The organism is Phenylobacterium ferrooxidans, assembly GCF_042714595.1.
GTDB lineage: Bacteria > Pseudomonadota > Alphaproteobacteria > Caulobacterales > Caulobacteraceae > Phenylobacterium > Phenylobacterium ferrooxidans.
Genome location: NZ_JAOTJD010000006.1, coordinates 16,895 through 32,692 on the forward strand (window position 1 = coordinate 16,895; position 15,798 = coordinate 32,692).

The window sequence follows — 15,798 nt, forward strand, 5'->3', positions numbered from 1 at the left end:
CAGGTCCTGTCTCGCCAAAGGTGATCGGCGGGGATTTCTCGCCTATATAGCCGCCACTATGAGCCGTCCGTTCCTGAAGATGAACGGGCTCGGCAACGACTTCGTCGTGGTCGAGGCCCGATCGGCGCCCTTCGCGCCCAGCGCCGAAGAGGTGCGCGCCATCGCAAGCCGCGAGGGCGGGATCGGCTGCGACCAGATCGTCTCTATAGATCCGTCGACGCGCGCTGACGCCGCCGTCCGCTTCTGGAACGCCGACGGCGAGGAGGTGGGCGCCTGCGGCAACGCCAGCCGTTGCGTGGGCTGGCTGCTGATGGAGGCGTCGGGCAAGGACGAGGCGACCTTCGAGACCCAGGCCGGCCTGCTCACCGCGCGCCGGGCCGGCGACAAGGCCGTCAGCGTCGACATGGGCGAGCCCGGCCTCCATTGGACTCAGATTCCCCTGGAGGAGGAGATGGACACCCGGGGGATAGAGCTCCAGGTCGGCCCCATCGACGCCCCGCATCTGCACACGCCGGGCTGCGTCTCCATGGGTAATCCCCACGTGGTGTTCTTCGTGGACGACGCCGAGACCGCCCCGGTGCGCGAGGTCGGCCCCATGATCGAGCATCACCGGCTGTTTCCTGAAGGCGTCAATGTCGGCTTTGCTCAGATCAAGGCCCGAGACCGCATTCGCCTCAAGGTCTGGGAACGCGGCGCCGGCCTCACCAAGGCCTGCGGCACCGGCGCCTGTGCGGCTCTGGTGGCGGCGTCGCGCCGTGGCCTCACCGACCGCAAGGCGACCCTCGAGCTGGACGGCGGCGAGCTCGTCATAGAGTGGCGCGAAAGCGACGGCCACGTGATCATGACCGGCGGCCTGGAGCTCGAGTTCACCGGCGTGCTGCCATGACCGACAGCGTCGACATCGTCACCTTCGGCTGCCGCCTCAACGCCTATGAGAGCGAGGTCATCCGGGCCCGCGCCGCCGAGGACGGGCTTTCCAACGCCATCGTCTTCAACACCTGTGCGGTGACCGGCGAAGCCGTCCGTCAGGCGCGTCAGGCGATCCGCAAGGCCCGCCGCGAGCGCCCCGACGCGAAGGTCATCGTCACCGGTTGCGCCGCCCAGATCGACCCCGCCGCCTTCGCCGCCATGGCCGAGGTGGACCTGGTGCTGGGCAACGCCGAGAAGAGCGAGGCCGGCGCCTATGCCGCGAGCGCGCCGGAAGGCCGGGTGCGGGTCAACGACATCATGAGCGTGCGGGAGACCGCCGGCCACCTGATCGACGGGCTGAAGGACCGGGCGCGGGCCTATGTCGAGGTCCAGAACGGCTGCGACCATCGCTGCACCTTCTGCATCATCCCCTTCGGCCGGGGCAATTCCCGCTCGGCCGCCGCCGGCGAGGTGGTGGAGCAGGTCCGCAAGCTGACGGCCCAGGGCTATCTCGAGGTGGTGCTCACTGGGGTGGATATCACCAGCTGGGGCGCCGACCTTCCCGGCCAACCGACGCTTGGCCAACTCGTGGCCCGCATCCTGAAGCTGGTCCCGGAGCTGCCGCGCCTTCGGCTGTCCTCCATCGACGCCGCCGAAATCGACCCGGACTTGATGCGCTGCCTGGCGGAGGATCGGCGCCTCATGCCCTACCTGCACCTGTCCCTGCAGGCCGGCGACGACATGATCCTGAAGCGGATGAAGCGCCGCCACAGCCGCGACGACGCCCTGAAGCTGATCGGCGATGTGCGCGCCGTACGCCCGGACGTGGCCTTCGGCGCCGACCTGATCGCCGGTTTCCCGACGGAGACCGAGGAGATGTTCGAGAACACCCTGCGCCTCGTCGAGGAGGGCGGGCTGTCCTTCCTGCACGTCTTCCCCTTCAGCCCGCGCCCGGGCACGCCCGCCGCCCGGATGCCGCAGCTGCAGCGCCCGGTGATCAAGGATCGCGCCGCCCGCCTGCGCGCCGCCGGCCAGCGCGCCTTGGAGCGGCACCTGCAGCGCCAGGTCGGCCGGACGATCATGGGCCTGGTGGAACGCGACGGCGTCGCCCGCGCCGAGGACTTCACCGAGATCGCCTATGTCGGCGAGGCCGCCGTGGGCGCCATCGTTCCTCTGCGGATCACGGGCCACGACGGGACCCGCGTGCTTGGAACCGTGGCGGTGCTGGAGGCGGCGGAGTGAGCGGTTGGTCAGGCGGTTGCCAGTGCGGCGCCGTGCGCTTCCATGCGCAGAGCCTGGGGCGCCCCAGCATCTGTCACTGCCGCATGTGCCAGAAGGCCTTCGGCGGCTTCTACGGCCCCTATGTCGACGCCAACGACTTCAAGTGGACCCGCGGGGCGCCGAAATATTTCCAGAGCTCCAACCTGATCAGGCGCGGCTTCTGCGGCGACTGCGGAACCCAGCTTTCCTTTGAGTCGCCGAAGTGGACGATCAACATCGCCATCGGCGCCTTCGACACGCCCGAGCAAATCGTCCCGGCCCTGCAGGTGGGGACCGAGTCCCGGCTGCCCTATGTGAATGACCTGGGGAGCCTGCCCGAGCGGGCGCCCGAGGCGGCGGAGAAGATGGCCGAATTCTACGCCGCCCTGGTCAGCTATCAGCACCCCGACCACGACACCGAGGCCTGGCCGCCCCGACCCTAGTCTTCCGGCGTCCCGCGCCCCGGAAAGCCCGGCAGGGCCCAGCCCTTGAGGATGGCCCCGGCGCGGATGGCGAAGGCGGCGGCGAAACCCGCCAGTCCGGCCGGGAAGCCCGGAACCTCGAACATCTGCAGGATGACGAAGACGCCCGCGCCCACGAGGGCGGCGGTGACATAGACCTCACGCCGCAGCAGGATCGACGGCTCGTGGGCCAGGACGTCGCGGATCACCCCGCCGAAGCAGGCCGTCAGCGTCCCCATGACCACGGCGGAGAACGGCGGGGCGCCCAGGGAGGCCGCCTTGGCCGCCCCCACCACGCAGTAGGCCGACAGACCCAGGGCGTCGAACCACAGCAGCACCCGCATCCGCCCCTTGCCCGGCCCGAACACCCAGACCGCCGTGGCGGCGGCCAGGCAGGCCAGGATATAGGCCGGCTTCTGCACCCAGAAGACCGGCGCCCCGATCAGCAGGTCGCGCAGGGTCCCGCCCCCCACGCCGGTCACGGCGGCGAAGAAGCCGAAGGTGACGATGTCGTGCTTGCGCCGCGCCGCGGCCAGGGCGCCGGTGGCGCCGAACACAGCCACGGCCGCATAGTCCAGCCAGGTCAGGGTGGCGGTGAGGGCGTCCATTCCCCATCCTCTATCGCGCACGCCGTGGAGCCGCTAGAAGCCGCCTATGACTGAACCCAAGAAGGGCTGGCTCCAGCGCCTCGCCGGCGGCCTCACGCGGTCGTCCAAGGCGCTGACCGAGCAGGTCGCGGCGACCTTCACCAAGACGCCGCTGGACCAGGCCAAGCTCGACGAGCTGGAAGAGATGCTGATCGAGGCCGATCTCGGCCCGCATTCAGCCGCCCGCATCACCCAGCGCTTCTCCGACGCCAAGTTCGGCAAGAGCGTCGACGAGATGGAGATCAAGGAGGCGCTCGCCGAGGCCATCGGCGACGAGCTCTCCAGCCGCCAGGGAACCTTTGACCCGCTGTCGGGGCCCAAGCCCTATGTGGTGCTGTTCATCGGGGTCAACGGGTCGGGCAAGACCACGACGCTCGGCAAGATCGCCGCCGACCTGACCGGCAAGGGCGCCAAGGTGCTGGTGGTGGCCGGCGACACCTTCCGCGCCGCCGCCGTCGAGCAGCTGAAGGTCTGGGCCGAGCGCGCCGGGGCCGACTTCATGTCCCGGCCACCCAATTCCGACGCCGCGGGCCTGGCCTTCGACGCCATCGCCAGCGCCAAGGAGAAGGGTCACGACGTGGTCCTCATCGACACCGCCGGCCGCCTGCAGAACAAGCAGGGCCTGATGGACGAACTGCTCAAGGTCATCCGCGTGGTGAAGAAGATCGATCCGGACGCGCCGCACGAGACCCTGCTGGTGCTCGACGCCACCGTGGGCCGCAATGCGCTGGCGCAGGAAAACATCTTCGGCAACCAGATCGGCGTTTCCGGCATCGTCATGACCAAGCTGGACGGCACCGCCCGGGGCGGAGTCCTGGTGCCTGTGGCCCAGGCTTCCGACAGCCCCATCAAACTCATTGGCGTCGGCGAGGGGATCGAGGATCTTCAGCCCTTCAACGCCCGGGCCTTCGCCCGTTCCCTCGTCGGTCTGGAGGACGCATGACTCTTTCGCCTGGCGCCAGGAAGTTCGTCACCGGCTTCGTCGACTACGGATGGCCGGTCGGCTTCGTCATCGCCTATTTCATCACCCGCGATACGGTCCAGGCGACCTGGGGCATGGTGGCCGGCGCGGCCCTGGCCCTGATCGTCGGCTATGTGGTGGAGAAGCGGATCGCCCCCATGCCCCTGGTGGCGGGGCTGATCGCGGTGCTGTTCGGCTGCCTGACCCTGCTCTTCCACGACGACCGCTTCATCAAGATCAAGCCCACGGTGACCTCGGCCGCCTTCGGCCTGTTCCTGATTGGCGGCATGCTACTGCGCAAGAATCCGCTGAAGATCCTGCTGGGCAAGGCGTTCCAGATGCCCGACGAGGGCTGGCGCAAGCTGTCCTGGCGCTACGGGATCTTCTTCCTCTGCGTGGCGGCTCTGAACGAATTCATCTGGCGCACCCAGCCCGACGCGACCTGGGTTCTGTTCCGCTTCCCGGGCCTCTCCATCATCCACATCCTGTTCGGATTCTCCCAGGTCCCGCTGATGATGAAGTACGCCAAGATCGATGAGCCACCGCCGGTGCCCCCGATCGAATAGGCCGTCCACGGACGTGTGTCGTCAAAACGACGTGATCGGCCTATAGCTTTCCGACCTGATCCAATTGGATGGCGGGACCACCTCATGGCTAAGACCAAGTCGGGCGGCAAGTCGGGCGGGCTTCCGGCCCTGGACAAGTCCCCCAGCCACCTGCTGCATCGCGCCCTGCAGCTCTCCCTCGACATCTATTCCGAGACCTTCGAGGCCGGCGGCCCCACCCAGCGTCAGTATGCGGTGCTGAGCGCCGTGGAGGCTCACGAGGGTCTCACCCAGACCGACCTGGTTCGCATCACCGGCATTGACCGATCCACCCTGGCCGACATGGCTGCGCGGATGATCACGAAAGGCCTGCTGGAACGCCAGCGGTCCGCCGCCGACGCCCGGGCCAATGCTGTCAGCCTGACCGCCGCGGGCCGCGAGCTGCTGGAGGACGCCAAGCCCAAGATGGCCGCCACCGACGCCCGGCTGCTGAAGCTGCTCTCCTCGGGCAAGCGCGAGGGGCTGGTCAGCGTGCTGCGCGACCTGATCGCCGCCGGCGAGGCCGCGGGTCAGCCACCGGTGGAAAAGACCAGGAAAGTGAAGGCTGAGAAGCCCGCCAAGGTGAAGAAGCCCAAGGCGCAGAAGGCCCCCAAGGCTGAGAGGGCGCCCAAGCCTGAGAAGGCGGAGAAAGCTCCGAAGGCAGAGAAGCCGAAGAAAGAGAAGAAGGCCAAGAAGGCGGCCTGACGCTCCGCGCCCCCTTCGGGTGGCCGGCTAGACCTTGATGTCCAACAGTGAGCCCGGGCGCAGGATGCGCTCCGGCGGATCGGCCGGCAGGTCGGTGGGAATGCGCCCCGCCGGCTGGGGGCGCGGCGCCGGCTGGGACGCAGCGCTCGACAACGGCGCCTGCTGCTGCAGTCCGAGCGCGGCCTCGAAAAAGGCGCGCTGACCGGCGTTGCGGACGGGGTCCGGCCGCTGGACTGGAGCGGAGCTCTGCGGAAAGCCGGGTCGGATCGGGAGCGCCACGGGCGGCCTTATGGTTAATGCGCGGCTCAAGCCATCGCGCGAATATGGTCAACGCAAGGTTAACGCGCGCCCTTGGCCCACAGATCCTTGGCGACCTGGGCGGTCAGCGGGCCGGTGTGCTTGGCCAGAATCATCCCGTCGGCCCCAACCAGATAGGTCTCGGGCACGCCGGTGACGCCGAGCTCGATGCCGCCCCGTCCGTCCCGATCCACCAGCCGGGCGACATAGGGATCCCCCAGGCGGTTCAGGAAGGCCTTGGTGTTGTCCGGGGCGTCCTTGTAGGCGATCCCCACCACCGGCACGCCCTGGGCCTTCATCTCGACGAGCACCGGATGCTCGATCTCGCAGGGGGCGCACCAGGAGGCGAAGATGTTCACCAGCAGCGGCCCCTTGGCGGTCTCACGCAGGCGCACCGGCCGGCCATCGTCCAGGGTCGGCAGGACAAGGTCCGGGATGGGCTTGCCCACCAGGGCCTGGGGCTCCACCCGAGGATCGTGCTTGAGGGCGAACAGGCCAAACAGCAGGGCCAGCGCCACCAGGGCGATCAGCGGCATGGCCGCCAGCCAGCGGCTCATGCCTCGCGGTCCTTGGAGAAGGCCTCGGCCTTCCTCCGCCAGCGGCGGGCGCGGTTGAGGCTGCCGGCGATCATCAGAATGAAGACCAGGACTGTCAGCCCGTAGGCGGGCCAGATGTAGACGGCGTAGGGGCCGGGATCGAGGTCGAGCATATCAGCCTCTCGCCGCGCGCAGGGCGGCGGCCTCGGCGCGGCGCCGCCAGACCTCGGCGCGGATGCGCACCAGCCACAGAGAGCCGAAGGCCGCCATATAGGCCAGGCCCAGCAACAGCAGGGGATAGAGGTAGTCGTCCGTCATGGTGGGGCCGCCCTTGCGGAACACCGAGGCGCCCTGGTGCAGGGTGTTCCACCAGTTCACCGACCAGTGGACGATGGGCAGGTTCACCAGGCCTACGAGGGCCAGGATCGCCCCCGCGCGGGCCGCCTTGGTCTCGTCGTCCAGAGAGGCCCTCAGGGCCATGTAGGCCAGGTAGAACAGCAGCAGGACCAGGACCGAGGTCAGACGCGCGTCCCAGACCCACCAGGCGCCCCACATCGGCCGGCCCCAGAGGGCGCCAGTGGCCAGGGCCAGGACTGTGAAGGCGGCGCCCAGCGGCGCCGCGGCCTGGGCGGCGGCGTCGGCGAGCGCATGGCGGAACACCAGGGCCAGGAAGCTCGCGCCTCCGAGGCAAGCGTAGACGAACATCCCCATCCAGGCGGCGGGCACGTGGATGAACATGATCCGCACCGTGTCGCCCTGCTGGTAGTCCTCCGGGGCGATGAAACCCAACCAGAGGCCGGCCAGGGCCAGGACGACGGCGACGACGCCGAACATGGGCGCGGCCCAGCGCGAGAACGCCATGAAGCGCTCGGGATTACTCAGGAAGGCTGGCGCCGGGATCATTGCCCTGGCGAATTAGACCCCGGCGCCGCTTGGGGCAAGCCGGGGTCGCTTTCAGAACCTAAGTCTAGCCGTGACCGCCGCCCCGGTGACCACCGCCCTTGCCGCCGCGGCCGCCCTTTGGAGGCATCGCGTCGAAGGCCTTCTTCTGGGCGGGCGAGAGCTGGCTGTAGAACCGCATCGTCGCCTCGGCGCGGCGGGCGAACTGAGCCTGACGGTCGGCCATGTGGGCCTTCATCCGGTCCAGACGCTCGGGCGTGGTCATGGCGGCGCGTTCGCCCCGGGCCGCACGCATCTTGTCGCGACGATCGGCCGGCGGGGCCATGGAGGACACGAAGGCGTTCAGCGCCGGTTCCTGGTTCGGGGTCAGTTGCAGGGTGTCGCGCAGGTGCTGGGCGCGGCGGGCGGCCATCTCGGCGGGATCGCGGTGCGGGCGGTCGCCGCGCTCGTGACGGTGTCCGGCTTCCTGGGCGGCCGGGGCCGGTTGGGCGACGGCCGCGCCGCCGAGGCCCAGGGTCAGGATTGCGCCGCTCAGCAGCAATGGTGTGGTGAATTTCATGGCGTCTCGGACTCCGGAGTTTGTATCCCTCACCCCTTCAACGCGGGGCCCCGGGTTTTCCGTCGCGCGAATTTAGGACAGGGCGTTGCGGCAGGCCGCCGCCATCGCCAGGGGACCCAGCGCCACCGCGGCGGCGGCATAGGCGCAGAGCAGGGCCAGGCCCGGGCGCCAGGGCAGCCCCCCGGCGAAGGCGTCCAGGGCGGCGCCGCCGAAGATCACCGGCGGGACGAACAGCGGCAGCACGATCACCGCCGTCAGCAGGCCGCCGCGCCGGGCTCCGAGGCTCAGAGCCGCGCCAATCCCGCCGGTGAAGGCGAAAGCCAGGCCGCCCACCAGGGCGCAGGCGAAGATCAGCGGCGCGAGGCGCGGTTCTGCCCCCAGGGCGATGGCGGCGAGGGGGGCTGCGAGCGCCAGCGGCGCCCCGGTGGCGATCCACTGGCCCAGGCATTTGAGGGCGCACACGATCTCCAGCGGCACGGGCGACAGGACGATCAGGTCCAGCGCGCCGTCCTCGTAGTCCCGTTCGAACAACCGCTCGAGGGACAGCAGGGCGGCCAGCGCCAGTGCGACCCAGGCCATCCCCGTGGCGATGGCCGCCAGGCGCGCGGGCTCCGGCCCGGTGGCGAGCGGCAGCAGGGTGGCGGTTCCGGCGTAGAAGCCAAGCGCCACCAGGGGGCCCCCGCCCTTGCCCCAGGCCAGCGAGACCTCCCGGGTCAGCAGGGCGCCGGCCCGACTCACGCGCCGATCTCCAGGGTCTTGTGGGGGACGGGCAGGGGGTCGTGGACCGCCGCGACGATCAGGCCGCCCGTCGAAAGGTGGTTGGCCATCACCTGACCGAATCGCCGCCGCCATCCGGCGTCCAGCGGGCTCAGGGGCTCGTCCAGCAGCCACAGCGGCCGGGGAGCGGCGATCAGCCGCGCGAGCGCCAGGCGACGCCTCTGGCCCGCCGACAGCCGCCGGACCTCCAGGTCCAGCAGGGTGGACAGCTCCAGAGTCTCGATGGCCAGGGCGATCGAAACCTCGCCGCCACCGGTCCAGAGGCTCCAGAAGGTCAGCTCCTCGCGGGTGGTTCGTCCCGGTTTCAGACCGTCCAGGTGGCCGATCAGATGCAGGCCCAGCGCCCGTGCCGCGCCGGGGTCCTGGGGCCCAAAGCCAACCGTCCCGGCCTCGCTCTGGACGAGGCCGGCTATGGTCCGCAGCAGGCTCGTCTTGCCCGCGCCGTTTCGGCCGGTGAGGGCGGCGGCCTCGCCAGCGTCGAGGGTCAGGTTCAGGCTTTCAAAAAGCAGGCGCCCGCCCCGTCGGACCGACAGGTTTTCCAGGCTGAGGTGCGAGATCACGACGTCAAACTTCCCACCGCATGGACGTAGGCCGAGCCAGGGGTTATGACGCGCGCGGCCGACGCCGCCTTGGGGGGCGTACGCGGCGCGGGGACGGACGCTGTGTGTCCGTCTAGAAAAGCGCGCGATCCCCGAAGCGGTGGTGTAGCGGCCGTGAACAGAGGAAGGATCCCTTATATGGCGTCGCTCGACAGCCTGAAGACCCGCCGCGAACTGACGGTGGGCGACAAGACCTACGTCTACTACAGCCTTCCCGCCGCCGAGGAAGCTGGACTTTCGGGCGTTTCGCGCCTGCCGGCCTCCATGAAGGTGCTGTTGGAAAACCTGCTCCGCAACGAAGACGGCGTCTCCGTCGGGGGCGACGACCTCGCCGCCGTGGCCGCCTGGCTCGTGAACAAGGGCTCGGTCGAGCACGAGATCAGCTTCCGCCCGGCCCGGGTCCTGATGCAGGACTTCACCGGCGTTCCGGCCGTCGTCGACCTAGCCGCCATGCGCGACGCCATGACGGCGCTAGGCGCCAACCCCGAGAAGATCAACCCGCTGAACCCCGTCGATCTGGTGATCGACCACTCGGTGATGGTCGACCACTTCGGCACCTCCAAGGCCTTCGGCGAGAACGTCGAGCGCGAGTATGAGCGCAACATCGAGCGCTACCGCTTCCTGCGCTGGGGCTCCTCGGCCTTCAACAATTTCCGCGTCGTGCCCCCGGGCACCGGGATCTGCCACCAGGTGAACCTGGAATACCTGGCTCAGACCGTCTGGACTCTGGACGAGGACGGCGCCACCACCGCCTATCCCGACACCGTCGTCGGCACCGACAGCCACACCACCATGATCAACGGCCTGTCGGTCCTGGGCTGGGGCGTGGGCGGCATCGAGGCCGAGGCCGTGATGCTGGGTCAGCCGATCCCGATGCTGATCCCGGAAGTCATCGGCTTCCGCGTCACCGGCGCCATGCCGGAAGGCGCGACGGCCACCGACCTGGTGCTCACCGTCACCCAGATGCTGCGCAAGAAGGGCGTGGTGGGCAAGTTCGTGGAATTCTACGGTCCGGGCCTCGCCGGCCTGACCCTGGAAGACCAGGCCACCATCGCCAACATGGCCCCCGAATACGGCGCCACCTGCGGCTTCTTCCCGGTGACCAAGGCCACCATCGACTACCTCTCGGCCACCGGCCGCGACGCCCACCGCGTCGCCCTGGTGGAAGCCTACGCCAAGGCCCAAGGCCTGTGGTTCGAGCCCGGCGACGCCGACCCGGTGTTCACTGACAGCCTGGAGCTGGACCTGGGTTCGGTCCTGCCGTCCCTGGCCGGCCCCAAGCGCCCGCAAGACCGCGTCCTGCTCTCCGACGCCGCTGCCGAATTCAGGTCGGCGCTCGGCAAGGAGTTCGGCAAGGCCGACCCGGAAAGCGCCGGTCAGCGCGTGCCGGTGGAAGGCGAGAAGTTCGACGTCGGCAACGGCGACGTGGTCATCGCGGCCATCACCTCCTGCACCAACACCTCCAACCCCTCGGTGCTGATCGCCGCGGGCCTGGTGGCCAAGAAGGCCGTCGAAAAGGGCCTGAAGGTGAAGCCCTGGGTGAAGACCTCCCTGGCCCCCGGTTCCCAGGTGGTCACCGACTACCTGAAGAGCGCGGGCCTGACCAAGAGCCTCGACGCGCTCGGCTTCAACCTGGTGGGCTATGGCTGCACCACCTGCATCGGCAACTCCGGTCCGCTGCCGGAGGCCATCTCCGAGGCGGTTCAGAAGGGCGACCTGGTCGCCTGCTCGGTGCTGTCGGGTAACCGCAACTTCGAAGGCCGGGTGAACCCCGACGTGCGCGCCAACTACCTGGCCTCGCCGCCCCTCGTCGTCGCCTACGCCCTGGCCGGCTCCATGAACATCGACCTGGCCACCGAGCCCCTGGGCGAGGGCAAGGACGGCAAGCCGGTGTTCCTGAAGGACATCTGGCCGACCTCGGAAGAGATCGCCACCCTGCAGCGCAAGCACGTCACCCAGAAGATGTTCGCCACCCGCTATTCGGACGTCTTCAAGGGCGACAAGAACTGGCAAGGCATCAAGGTGGCCGGCGGCCAGACCTACGCCTGGGACATGGGCTCGACCTATGTGCAGAACCCGCCCTACTTCCAGGACATGAAGATGGAGCCGTCGCCGGTGACGGACATCGTCGAGGCCCGGGTTCTCTCGGTGTTCGGCGACTCGATCACCACCGACCACATCTCGCCCGCCGGCTCGATCAAGGCCACCTCGCCGGCCGGGGTCTATCTGCGTGAACGCCAGGTTCCGACCACGGAGTTCAACCAGTACGGCGCCCGCCGCGGCAACCACGAGATCATGATGCGCGGCACCTTCGCCAACATCCGGATCCGCAACAAGATCACCCCGGACATCGAAGGCGGGGTCACCAAGCACTTCCCCTCCGGCGACGTCATGGCGATCTATGACGCCGCCATGCGCTATCAGGGCGAAGGCCGTCCGCTGGTGGTGTTCGCCGGCAAGGAATACGGCACCGGTTCGTCCCGCGACTGGGCGGCCAAGGGCACCAAGCTCCTGGGCGTGCGCGCGGTGATCGCCGAGAGCTTCGAGCGCATCCACCGTTCGAACCTGGTGGGCATGGGCGTCCTGCCGCTGCAGTTCCTGCAGGAGGGCTGGCAGAAGCTGAACCTGACGGGCGAAGAGATCGTCACCATCCGTGGCCTGACCGAACTGTCGCCCCGCCGTCAGCTGACCATCGAGATGTACCGTCCGTCGGACGGCCGCATCGCGCGCTTCCCGGTCCGTTGCCGGATCGATACGCCCACCGAGCTTGAGTATTTCAAGAACGGCGGCGTGCTGAACTACGTGCTGCGCAATCTCGCCAAGACCGCGGCCTAAGGTGTTCCCGACCAGACGGCGGGCCCTGTCCGCCGTCTGGTCACACCTTGTTGAAACCCAACCCCCAACGAAGTCCGGTTAAGTGCGCGCCCATGCGTAATGTCGCGCTATTCAGCCTGCTGGTCTCCGCCCTGCCGCTCTGCGCGCAGGCCAGGTCGCCCGTGGTCGTCGAACTCTACACCGCCCAGGGGTGCGCCTCCTGCGGCGAGGCCAATGCCTATGTCGGCAAGCTGGCCGAAAAGCCCGGCGTGCTCGCCCTGACCTTCTCGGTGGACTACTGGGACTATCTCGGCTGGGAGGACACCTTCGCCAAGCCGGCCTTCGCCGAGCGCCAGAAGGCCTATGTCGCCCGCCTGGACCTGCGCGAACCCTATACGCCGCAGGTCGTCGTCGACGGCCGCGCCCAGGTCGGCGGCCTGCAGGACGACAAGATCGACAAGCTGGTCTCGGATACCGCCAGTTCCCGCCGGCGCGGGCCCGACATGGCCTTCATCGGCCAGCGCAGGGTCGATGTCGGTTCAGGCGCCGTGCCGCGGGGCGGCGCCGAGGTCTGGCTGGTGCGCTATGACCCGCGCGAGCAGGACGTCACCGTCCGCACGGGCGACAACAAGGGCCAGACGGTGCCTCACCGCAATGTCGTGGTGGAGATCAAGCGCCTGGGCGCCTGGCGCGGGAAGCCCACGGCCTACCGGGTGCCGCAGCCCCCGGCCCAGGGGCTGGCTACCGCCGTGATTGTCCAGGGCCCCAAGGGCGGCCGAGTGCTGGCCGCCGCCGTCAAGGACTGACCGCGGCCCGTTTCACGGTCGTGGCGAAGGTCAGGGCGCGGAAGGCGTCAGTCCCCTCGCTTCCCGGCTTGGCCAGGAGAACATCCATCAGGTTGGTGCTGAAGCGGCAGACCGCTTCTTGCTGCACGGGCGTGGTCGCCTTGGCCCCGGAGCCGCCGATCTGGGTGAAGGCGGCCCGTAGCGCATCGGAGGGCAGGGTGTCGTAGACCTGCGAGGCAAGGCTCTGCAGGGCGGACTGGCTCAGGGCCGGCGGCAGGGGCTCGGGCCGGGTGGCGGTCTGGGCGAACAGCTTGGCGGCATAGTCGAACTCCTGCTCGATCAGGGCCTCGGGCAGGATGTCGGCCGGCAGGGTCCTGTCGGAGGACACGCCCAGGATGATCAGGCAGTCGTGGGGGCTACGCTTGAGGGCCGCCAGGGCCTGATCCCGGCCCAGCGTCATGAAGAGCCGGGTATTGGCCACGTCGGCCTTGGGGGTCTCGCGGGCCAGGAGGGCGGAGTAAAGCGGGCGGAGCTCCTGGATCAGATCCCCCATCGGCCGGCTGCTCGCCAGCCCCTCGGCGAGGCGATCCACCATCTCCTTGAACACCTCGGGGAAATAGCGCTCGATGGCCACATAGATCGGGCGAGCCTTCAGGCCGGCTGCGACCGCCGCCCGCTCCTCCGCAGGCGCGGCGGAGAAGGCCGGCGTGCTGATCGCGAGCGCCAGGGCCAGGAGCGCGGCGCGGGCCGCGGCGTGGATTTGCATGGTCTGGAACCCCCCGGTTCGGTGCGAAGACGTCCCACAGCCTAGCCCAGCGGCCTTATGGTCTCCAGACATGACGAAGCCCGCACGGGGGAGGGGGCTCCGTGCGGGCTCGTCTTGGGGCTCGTTCTCTCGGAGAGAGAGAGGGGTGTCGGCTGATCGAAGCCCGCGATCCAGGGGGGCTGGGGGGGCTGTTCAGGATCCGGGACCAGCAAGGTTCCAACCAACCGACAGTGACTTTATCGGGGGCCCATCGGGCGGCGGCTGGGCCGGAATAAGGTCTTTTCACGGCGTGAAATTACGGTTTGTCCAGTTTGGCGGTGACCGTTGCCGGGCCGACACGATTGGCCCCAGCCGCCGATTGTGGAACCGCGCGGATTGGGTCTAACGTCCTGGGGAATGGCCCTGGATCAGCCCACCCCTGCGACGACCGCCAGCGTCTTCTTCGAACGCCGCGAGTTCCAGCGCATCCTCAACCTCTACGGCCGCATGGTTTCCGCCGGCGAGTGGCGCGACTACGCCATCGACGCCCAGGCCGAGGCCTGCTCGTTCTCGGTGTTCCGCAAGGCCACTGAGGCGCCGCTGTACCGCATCGAGAAGCGGCCGGCCCTGGCGGCACGCCAGGGGGCCTGGTCGGTGATCGGTCAGGGTGGGGTGATCCTCAAGCGCGGCCATGACCTGGAGCAGGTGCTGCGGGTCTTCGACAAGGGCCGCTTCAAGGTGGTGGACTGAGGCCCAAGGACCCCCGCTTCCAGCCAAACAAAAACCCCGGCGGTCACCCGCCGGGGTTTCGAGATCGTCGCTGCGTCGGGACCTAGCGGCGGTTGCCGAGCAGGGCGAGCAGGAACTGGAACATGTTGATGAAGTCCAGGTAGAGGCTGAGCGCGCCGAAGTTGGTGGCCACGCTCATGGCCGACTGGTTCCCGCCCAACTCGTAGTAGGTCATCTTCAGGCGCTGGGTGTCGTAGGCCGTGAGGCCGGCGAAGATCAGCAGGCCCACCACGTTGATCAGCAGGCTCATCATCGAGCTCTGCAGGAACATGTTGATCAGCATCGCGCCGATCAGGCCCCAGGCGCCCATGATCAGGAAGCTGCCCAGCCCGTTCAGGTTCTTCTTGGTCGTGTAGCCCGCCAGTGACAGGGCGCCGAAGGCCGTGGCCGTCAGCAGGAAGGTCGTGGCGATGGAGGCGCCCGTATAGCGCAGGACCAGCACGCCCATGGAGGCGCCGATCAGGCTGACGATCGCCCAGTAGGTGATGCCGGCGCTCTTAGGCGTGACGTTCTTGGCGAAGGAGGTGAACAGGATCACGGCCAGGGGGGCGAAGGCCACCACCATGCCCAGGATCGAGTAGCCCACGCGGCCGTTGGAGACCGTGAACATCAGATCGCGGACCGGTGCGAAGGACCCCGTCAGGAAGGCCAGGCCGGCGGACACCACGAGGCCCAAGGCCACCTTGTTGTAGACGCCGAGCATGAAGCTGCGAAGTCCCGCGTCCACCGACATGTCGGCGCGATCCGCGGGGATCGTGCGAGCAGCGCCGCGGTTGAAGTCGCTCATCTGAGCATAGCCCTTTGTTGCAACGCCCCAGATGGGCGCACCTCTGAATATCGTGTTCCGAGGGCACGAACGCAAGCGGGCGCCCGATTACGATTGCGTCAGTCCGTATCGCCCTCCCTCACGACCTGTCCTAGGTTGGCGGGCATGATCCGTCTTTTCGCCGCCGTCGCCGTCCCGTCAGAGCTGGGAGAAGGCCTGCAAGCGCGCCAGAACGGACTGGGCGGGGCCAACTGGCGGCCGGTGGAGGCCTTCCACATCACCCTGAGGTTCTTCGGCGACGTCCGAGAGGATGTGGCCGACGACCTGCACCTGGAGCTTGAGCGGATCTCCGCCGCGCCCATGACCCTGGAACTGGAGGGCGTGGGGTCCTTCGGCGAGGGGCCCGACCTGCACGCCGTCTGGGCCGGGGTGAGGGAGAACGACGCCCTGCGCCGCCTGGCCAAGGCCTGCGAGACCGCCGCCCGGCGTTCAGGCCTCAAGGCTGAGGCCCGCGCCTATCGGCCCCACGTGACCCTGGCCTATCTGAAGCGGCCCGATGTCGCCGAGGTCGCGGCCTGGCTGTCGGCCAACGCCCTTTTGAAATCCCCGCCCTTCGAGGTCAGCAGCTTCGGACTCTATTCGAGCCTGCTGCTCAGCGGCGGGTCCCGCTATCAGCTGGAACAGATATACCGGCTGCGGTGACG

Annotated in this window: 20 protein-coding genes; 10 read left to right on the plus strand and 10 right to left on the minus strand. The window is 68.8% G+C overall.

Annotated features, from left to right (window positions below):
- Window positions 1-58: 58 nt before the first annotated feature.
- The 3 genes from dapF to OCL97_RS04715 are packed head-to-tail and all read left to right on the plus strand — an operon-like array spanning window position 59 to window position 2,612.
- Entirely contained in the window at window positions 59-886 is an 828-nt protein-coding gene (gene dapF, locus OCL97_RS04705) for a diaminopimelate epimerase (RefSeq protein ID WP_370690174.1), read from the plus strand.
- Window positions 883-2,151 carry a tRNA (N(6)-L-threonylcarbamoyladenosine(37)-C(2))-methylthiotransferase MtaB gene (gene mtaB, locus OCL97_RS04710; protein ID WP_377368054.1) on the plus strand — a complete coding sequence of 423 codons (1,269 nt, stop codon included), beginning with the start codon at window positions 883-885 and terminating at the stop codon, window positions 2,149-2,151. The genes dapF and mtaB overlap by 4 nt, the downstream gene beginning before the upstream one ends.
- The gene (locus OCL97_RS04715) at window positions 2,148-2,612 is read left to right on the plus strand and encodes a GFA family protein (RefSeq protein WP_377368056.1); all 465 of its coding nucleotides are present in this window, start codon (window positions 2,148-2,150) and stop codon (window positions 2,610-2,612) included. The genes mtaB and OCL97_RS04715 overlap by 4 nt, the downstream gene beginning before the upstream one ends.
- Here OCL97_RS04715 and OCL97_RS04720 read toward each other — a convergent pair.
- Window positions 2,609-3,238 (minus strand): trimeric intracellular cation channel family protein, encoded by a 630-nt coding sequence (locus OCL97_RS04720; protein WP_304775348.1) that lies wholly within the window; start codon window positions 3,236-3,238, stop codon window positions 2,609-2,611. The genes OCL97_RS04715 and OCL97_RS04720 overlap by 4 nt on opposite strands.
- A 46-nt stretch (window positions 3,239-3,284) precedes the next feature.
- On the opposite strand from OCL97_RS04720, the gene ftsY reads away from it, so the two are divergent.
- The 3 genes from ftsY (at window position 3,285) to OCL97_RS04735 (ending at window position 5,527) form a co-directional block, all read left to right on the plus strand.
- Window positions 3,285-4,220: a signal recognition particle-docking protein FtsY gene (gene ftsY / locus OCL97_RS04725; protein ID WP_377368058.1), complete on the plus strand. Its 936-nt coding sequence runs from the start codon at window positions 3,285-3,287 to the stop codon at window positions 4,218-4,220.
- A complete protein-coding gene (locus tag OCL97_RS04730) occupies window positions 4,217-4,804 on the plus strand; it encodes an inner membrane-spanning protein YciB (RefSeq protein ID WP_304775344.1) in 588 nt (195 codons plus the stop codon). Before ftsY ends, OCL97_RS04730 begins: the two co-directional genes overlap by 4 nt.
- Window positions 4,805-4,888: 84 nt before the next feature.
- Complete coding sequence (locus tag OCL97_RS04735; RefSeq protein ID WP_377368061.1) at window positions 4,889-5,527, plus strand: MarR family winged helix-turn-helix transcriptional regulator; 639 nt, start codon at window positions 4,889-4,891, stop codon at window positions 5,525-5,527.
- A 27-nt stretch (window positions 5,528-5,554) separates the two neighbouring features.
- Here OCL97_RS04735 and OCL97_RS04740 read toward each other — a convergent pair whose 3' ends face one another.
- The 7 genes from OCL97_RS04740 to ccmA form a co-directional block, all read right to left on the minus strand.
- Window positions 5,555-5,806, minus strand: a complete 252-nt coding sequence (locus OCL97_RS04740) for a hypothetical protein (RefSeq protein ID WP_304775340.1) — start codon at window positions 5,804-5,806, stop codon at window positions 5,555-5,557.
- Between the two features lie 59 nt (window positions 5,807-5,865).
- The gene (locus tag OCL97_RS04745) at window positions 5,866-6,381 is read right to left on the minus strand and encodes a DsbE family thiol:disulfide interchange protein (RefSeq protein ID WP_377368063.1); all 516 of its coding nucleotides are present in this window, start codon (window positions 6,379-6,381) and stop codon (window positions 5,866-5,868) included.
- Entirely contained in the window at window positions 6,378-6,533 is a 156-nt protein-coding gene (gene ccmD / locus OCL97_RS04750; protein ID WP_304775336.1) for a heme exporter protein CcmD, read from the minus strand. The genes OCL97_RS04745 and ccmD overlap by 4 nt, the downstream gene beginning before the upstream one ends.
- 1 nt (window position 6,534) lies before the next feature.
- Entirely contained in the window at window positions 6,535-7,263 is a 729-nt protein-coding gene (ccmC, locus tag OCL97_RS04755) for a heme ABC transporter permease CcmC (RefSeq protein WP_377368065.1), read from the minus strand.
- Window positions 7,264-7,327: 64 nt separating this feature from the next.
- Window positions 7,328-7,819, minus strand: coding sequence for a Spy/CpxP family protein refolding chaperone (locus OCL97_RS04760; protein WP_377368067.1), 492 nt, complete (start codon window positions 7,817-7,819; stop codon window positions 7,328-7,330).
- 72 nt (window positions 7,820-7,891) lie between these two features.
- Window positions 7,892-8,557: a heme exporter protein CcmB gene (gene ccmB, locus OCL97_RS04765; protein ID WP_305337370.1), complete on the minus strand. Its 666-nt coding sequence runs from the start codon at window positions 8,555-8,557 to the stop codon at window positions 7,892-7,894.
- Window positions 8,554-9,156, minus strand: coding sequence for a heme ABC exporter ATP-binding protein CcmA (gene ccmA, locus OCL97_RS04770; RefSeq protein WP_377368069.1), 603 nt, complete (start codon window positions 9,154-9,156; stop codon window positions 8,554-8,556). Before ccmA ends, ccmB begins: the two co-directional genes overlap by 4 nt.
- A gap of 177 nt (window positions 9,157-9,333) precedes the next feature.
- Here ccmA and acnA point away from each other — a divergent pair, with 177 nt between their 5' ends.
- Together acnA and OCL97_RS04780 are read left to right on the plus strand one after the other, a co-directional pair.
- Window positions 9,334-12,030 (plus strand): aconitate hydratase AcnA, encoded by a 2,697-nt coding sequence (acnA, locus tag OCL97_RS04775; protein WP_377368071.1) that lies wholly within the window; start codon window positions 9,334-9,336, stop codon window positions 12,028-12,030.
- Window positions 12,031-12,122: 92 nt separating this feature from the next.
- Window positions 12,123-12,815, plus strand: a complete 693-nt coding sequence (locus OCL97_RS04780; protein WP_377368073.1) for a DUF1223 domain-containing protein — start codon at window positions 12,123-12,125, stop codon at window positions 12,813-12,815.
- Here the strand turns inward: OCL97_RS04780 and OCL97_RS04785 are convergent.
- Window positions 12,805-13,560 carry a hypothetical protein gene (locus OCL97_RS04785; protein WP_377368075.1) on the minus strand — a complete coding sequence of 252 codons (756 nt, stop codon included), beginning with the start codon at window positions 13,558-13,560 and terminating at the stop codon, window positions 12,805-12,807. The two genes, OCL97_RS04780 and OCL97_RS04785, sit on opposite strands and share 11 nt — an antisense overlap.
- A 396-nt stretch (window positions 13,561-13,956) precedes the next feature.
- On the opposite strand from OCL97_RS04785, the gene OCL97_RS04790 reads away from it, so the two are divergent.
- Window positions 13,957-14,289, plus strand: coding sequence for a DUF2794 domain-containing protein (locus OCL97_RS04790; RefSeq protein WP_304775324.1), 333 nt, complete (start codon window positions 13,957-13,959; stop codon window positions 14,287-14,289).
- 82 nt (window positions 14,290-14,371) lie between these two features.
- Here OCL97_RS04790 and OCL97_RS04795 read toward each other — a convergent pair whose 3' ends face one another.
- Window positions 14,372-15,115, minus strand: coding sequence for a Bax inhibitor-1/YccA family protein (locus OCL97_RS04795; protein WP_304775322.1), 744 nt, complete (start codon window positions 15,113-15,115; stop codon window positions 14,372-14,374).
- 144 nt (window positions 15,116-15,259) lie between these two features.
- Here OCL97_RS04795 and thpR point away from each other — a divergent pair, with 144 nt between their 5' ends.
- Window positions 15,260-15,796, plus strand: a complete 537-nt coding sequence (gene thpR, locus OCL97_RS04800; RefSeq protein ID WP_377368077.1) for an RNA 2',3'-cyclic phosphodiesterase — start codon at window positions 15,260-15,262, stop codon at window positions 15,794-15,796.
- The last annotated feature ends 2 nt before the right edge of the window (window positions 15,797-15,798 follow it).

Coding starts and splice junctions, on each gene's coding strand:
- OCL97_RS04795 (WP_304775322.1), bottom strand. CDS start 15,115: ATGAGCGACTTCAACCGCGGCGCTGCTCGCACGATCCCCGCGGATCGC.
- OCL97_RS04730 (WP_304775344.1), top strand. CDS start 4,217: ATGACTCTTTCGCCTGGCGCCAGGAAGTTCGTCACCGGCTTCGTCGAC.
- OCL97_RS04790 (WP_304775324.1), top strand. CDS start 13,957: ATGGCCCTGGATCAGCCCACCCCTGCGACGACCGCCAGCGTCTTCTTC.
- OCL97_RS04720 (WP_304775348.1), bottom strand. CDS start 3,238: ATGGACGCCCTCACCGCCACCCTGACCTGGCTGGACTATGCGGCCGTG.
- ftsY (WP_377368058.1), top strand. CDS start 3,285: ATGACTGAACCCAAGAAGGGCTGGCTCCAGCGCCTCGCCGGCGGCCTC.
- OCL97_RS04760 (WP_377368067.1), bottom strand. CDS start 7,819: ATGAAATTCACCACACCATTGCTGCTGAGCGGCGCAATCCTGACCCTG.
- dapF (WP_370690174.1), top strand. CDS start 59: ATGAGCCGTCCGTTCCTGAAGATGAACGGGCTCGGCAACGACTTCGTC.
- OCL97_RS04735 (WP_377368061.1), top strand. CDS start 4,889: ATGGCTAAGACCAAGTCGGGCGGCAAGTCGGGCGGGCTTCCGGCCCTG.
- OCL97_RS04745 (WP_377368063.1), bottom strand. CDS start 6,381: ATGAGCCGCTGGCTGGCGGCCATGCCGCTGATCGCCCTGGTGGCGCTG.
- mtaB (WP_377368054.1), top strand. CDS start 883: ATGACCGACAGCGTCGACATCGTCACCTTCGGCTGCCGCCTCAACGCC.
- ccmC (WP_377368065.1), bottom strand. CDS start 7,263: ATGATCCCGGCGCCAGCCTTCCTGAGTAATCCCGAGCGCTTCATGGCG.
- ccmD (WP_304775336.1), bottom strand. CDS start 6,533: ATGCTCGACCTCGATCCCGGCCCCTACGCCGTCTACATCTGGCCCGCC.
- OCL97_RS04780 (WP_377368073.1), top strand. CDS start 12,123: ATGCGTAATGTCGCGCTATTCAGCCTGCTGGTCTCCGCCCTGCCGCTC.
- thpR (WP_377368077.1), top strand. CDS start 15,260: ATGATCCGTCTTTTCGCCGCCGTCGCCGTCCCGTCAGAGCTGGGAGAA.
- acnA (WP_377368071.1), top strand. CDS start 9,334: ATGGCGTCGCTCGACAGCCTGAAGACCCGCCGCGAACTGACGGTGGGC.
- OCL97_RS04785 (WP_377368075.1), bottom strand. CDS start 13,560: ATGCAAATCCACGCCGCGGCCCGCGCCGCGCTCCTGGCCCTGGCGCTC.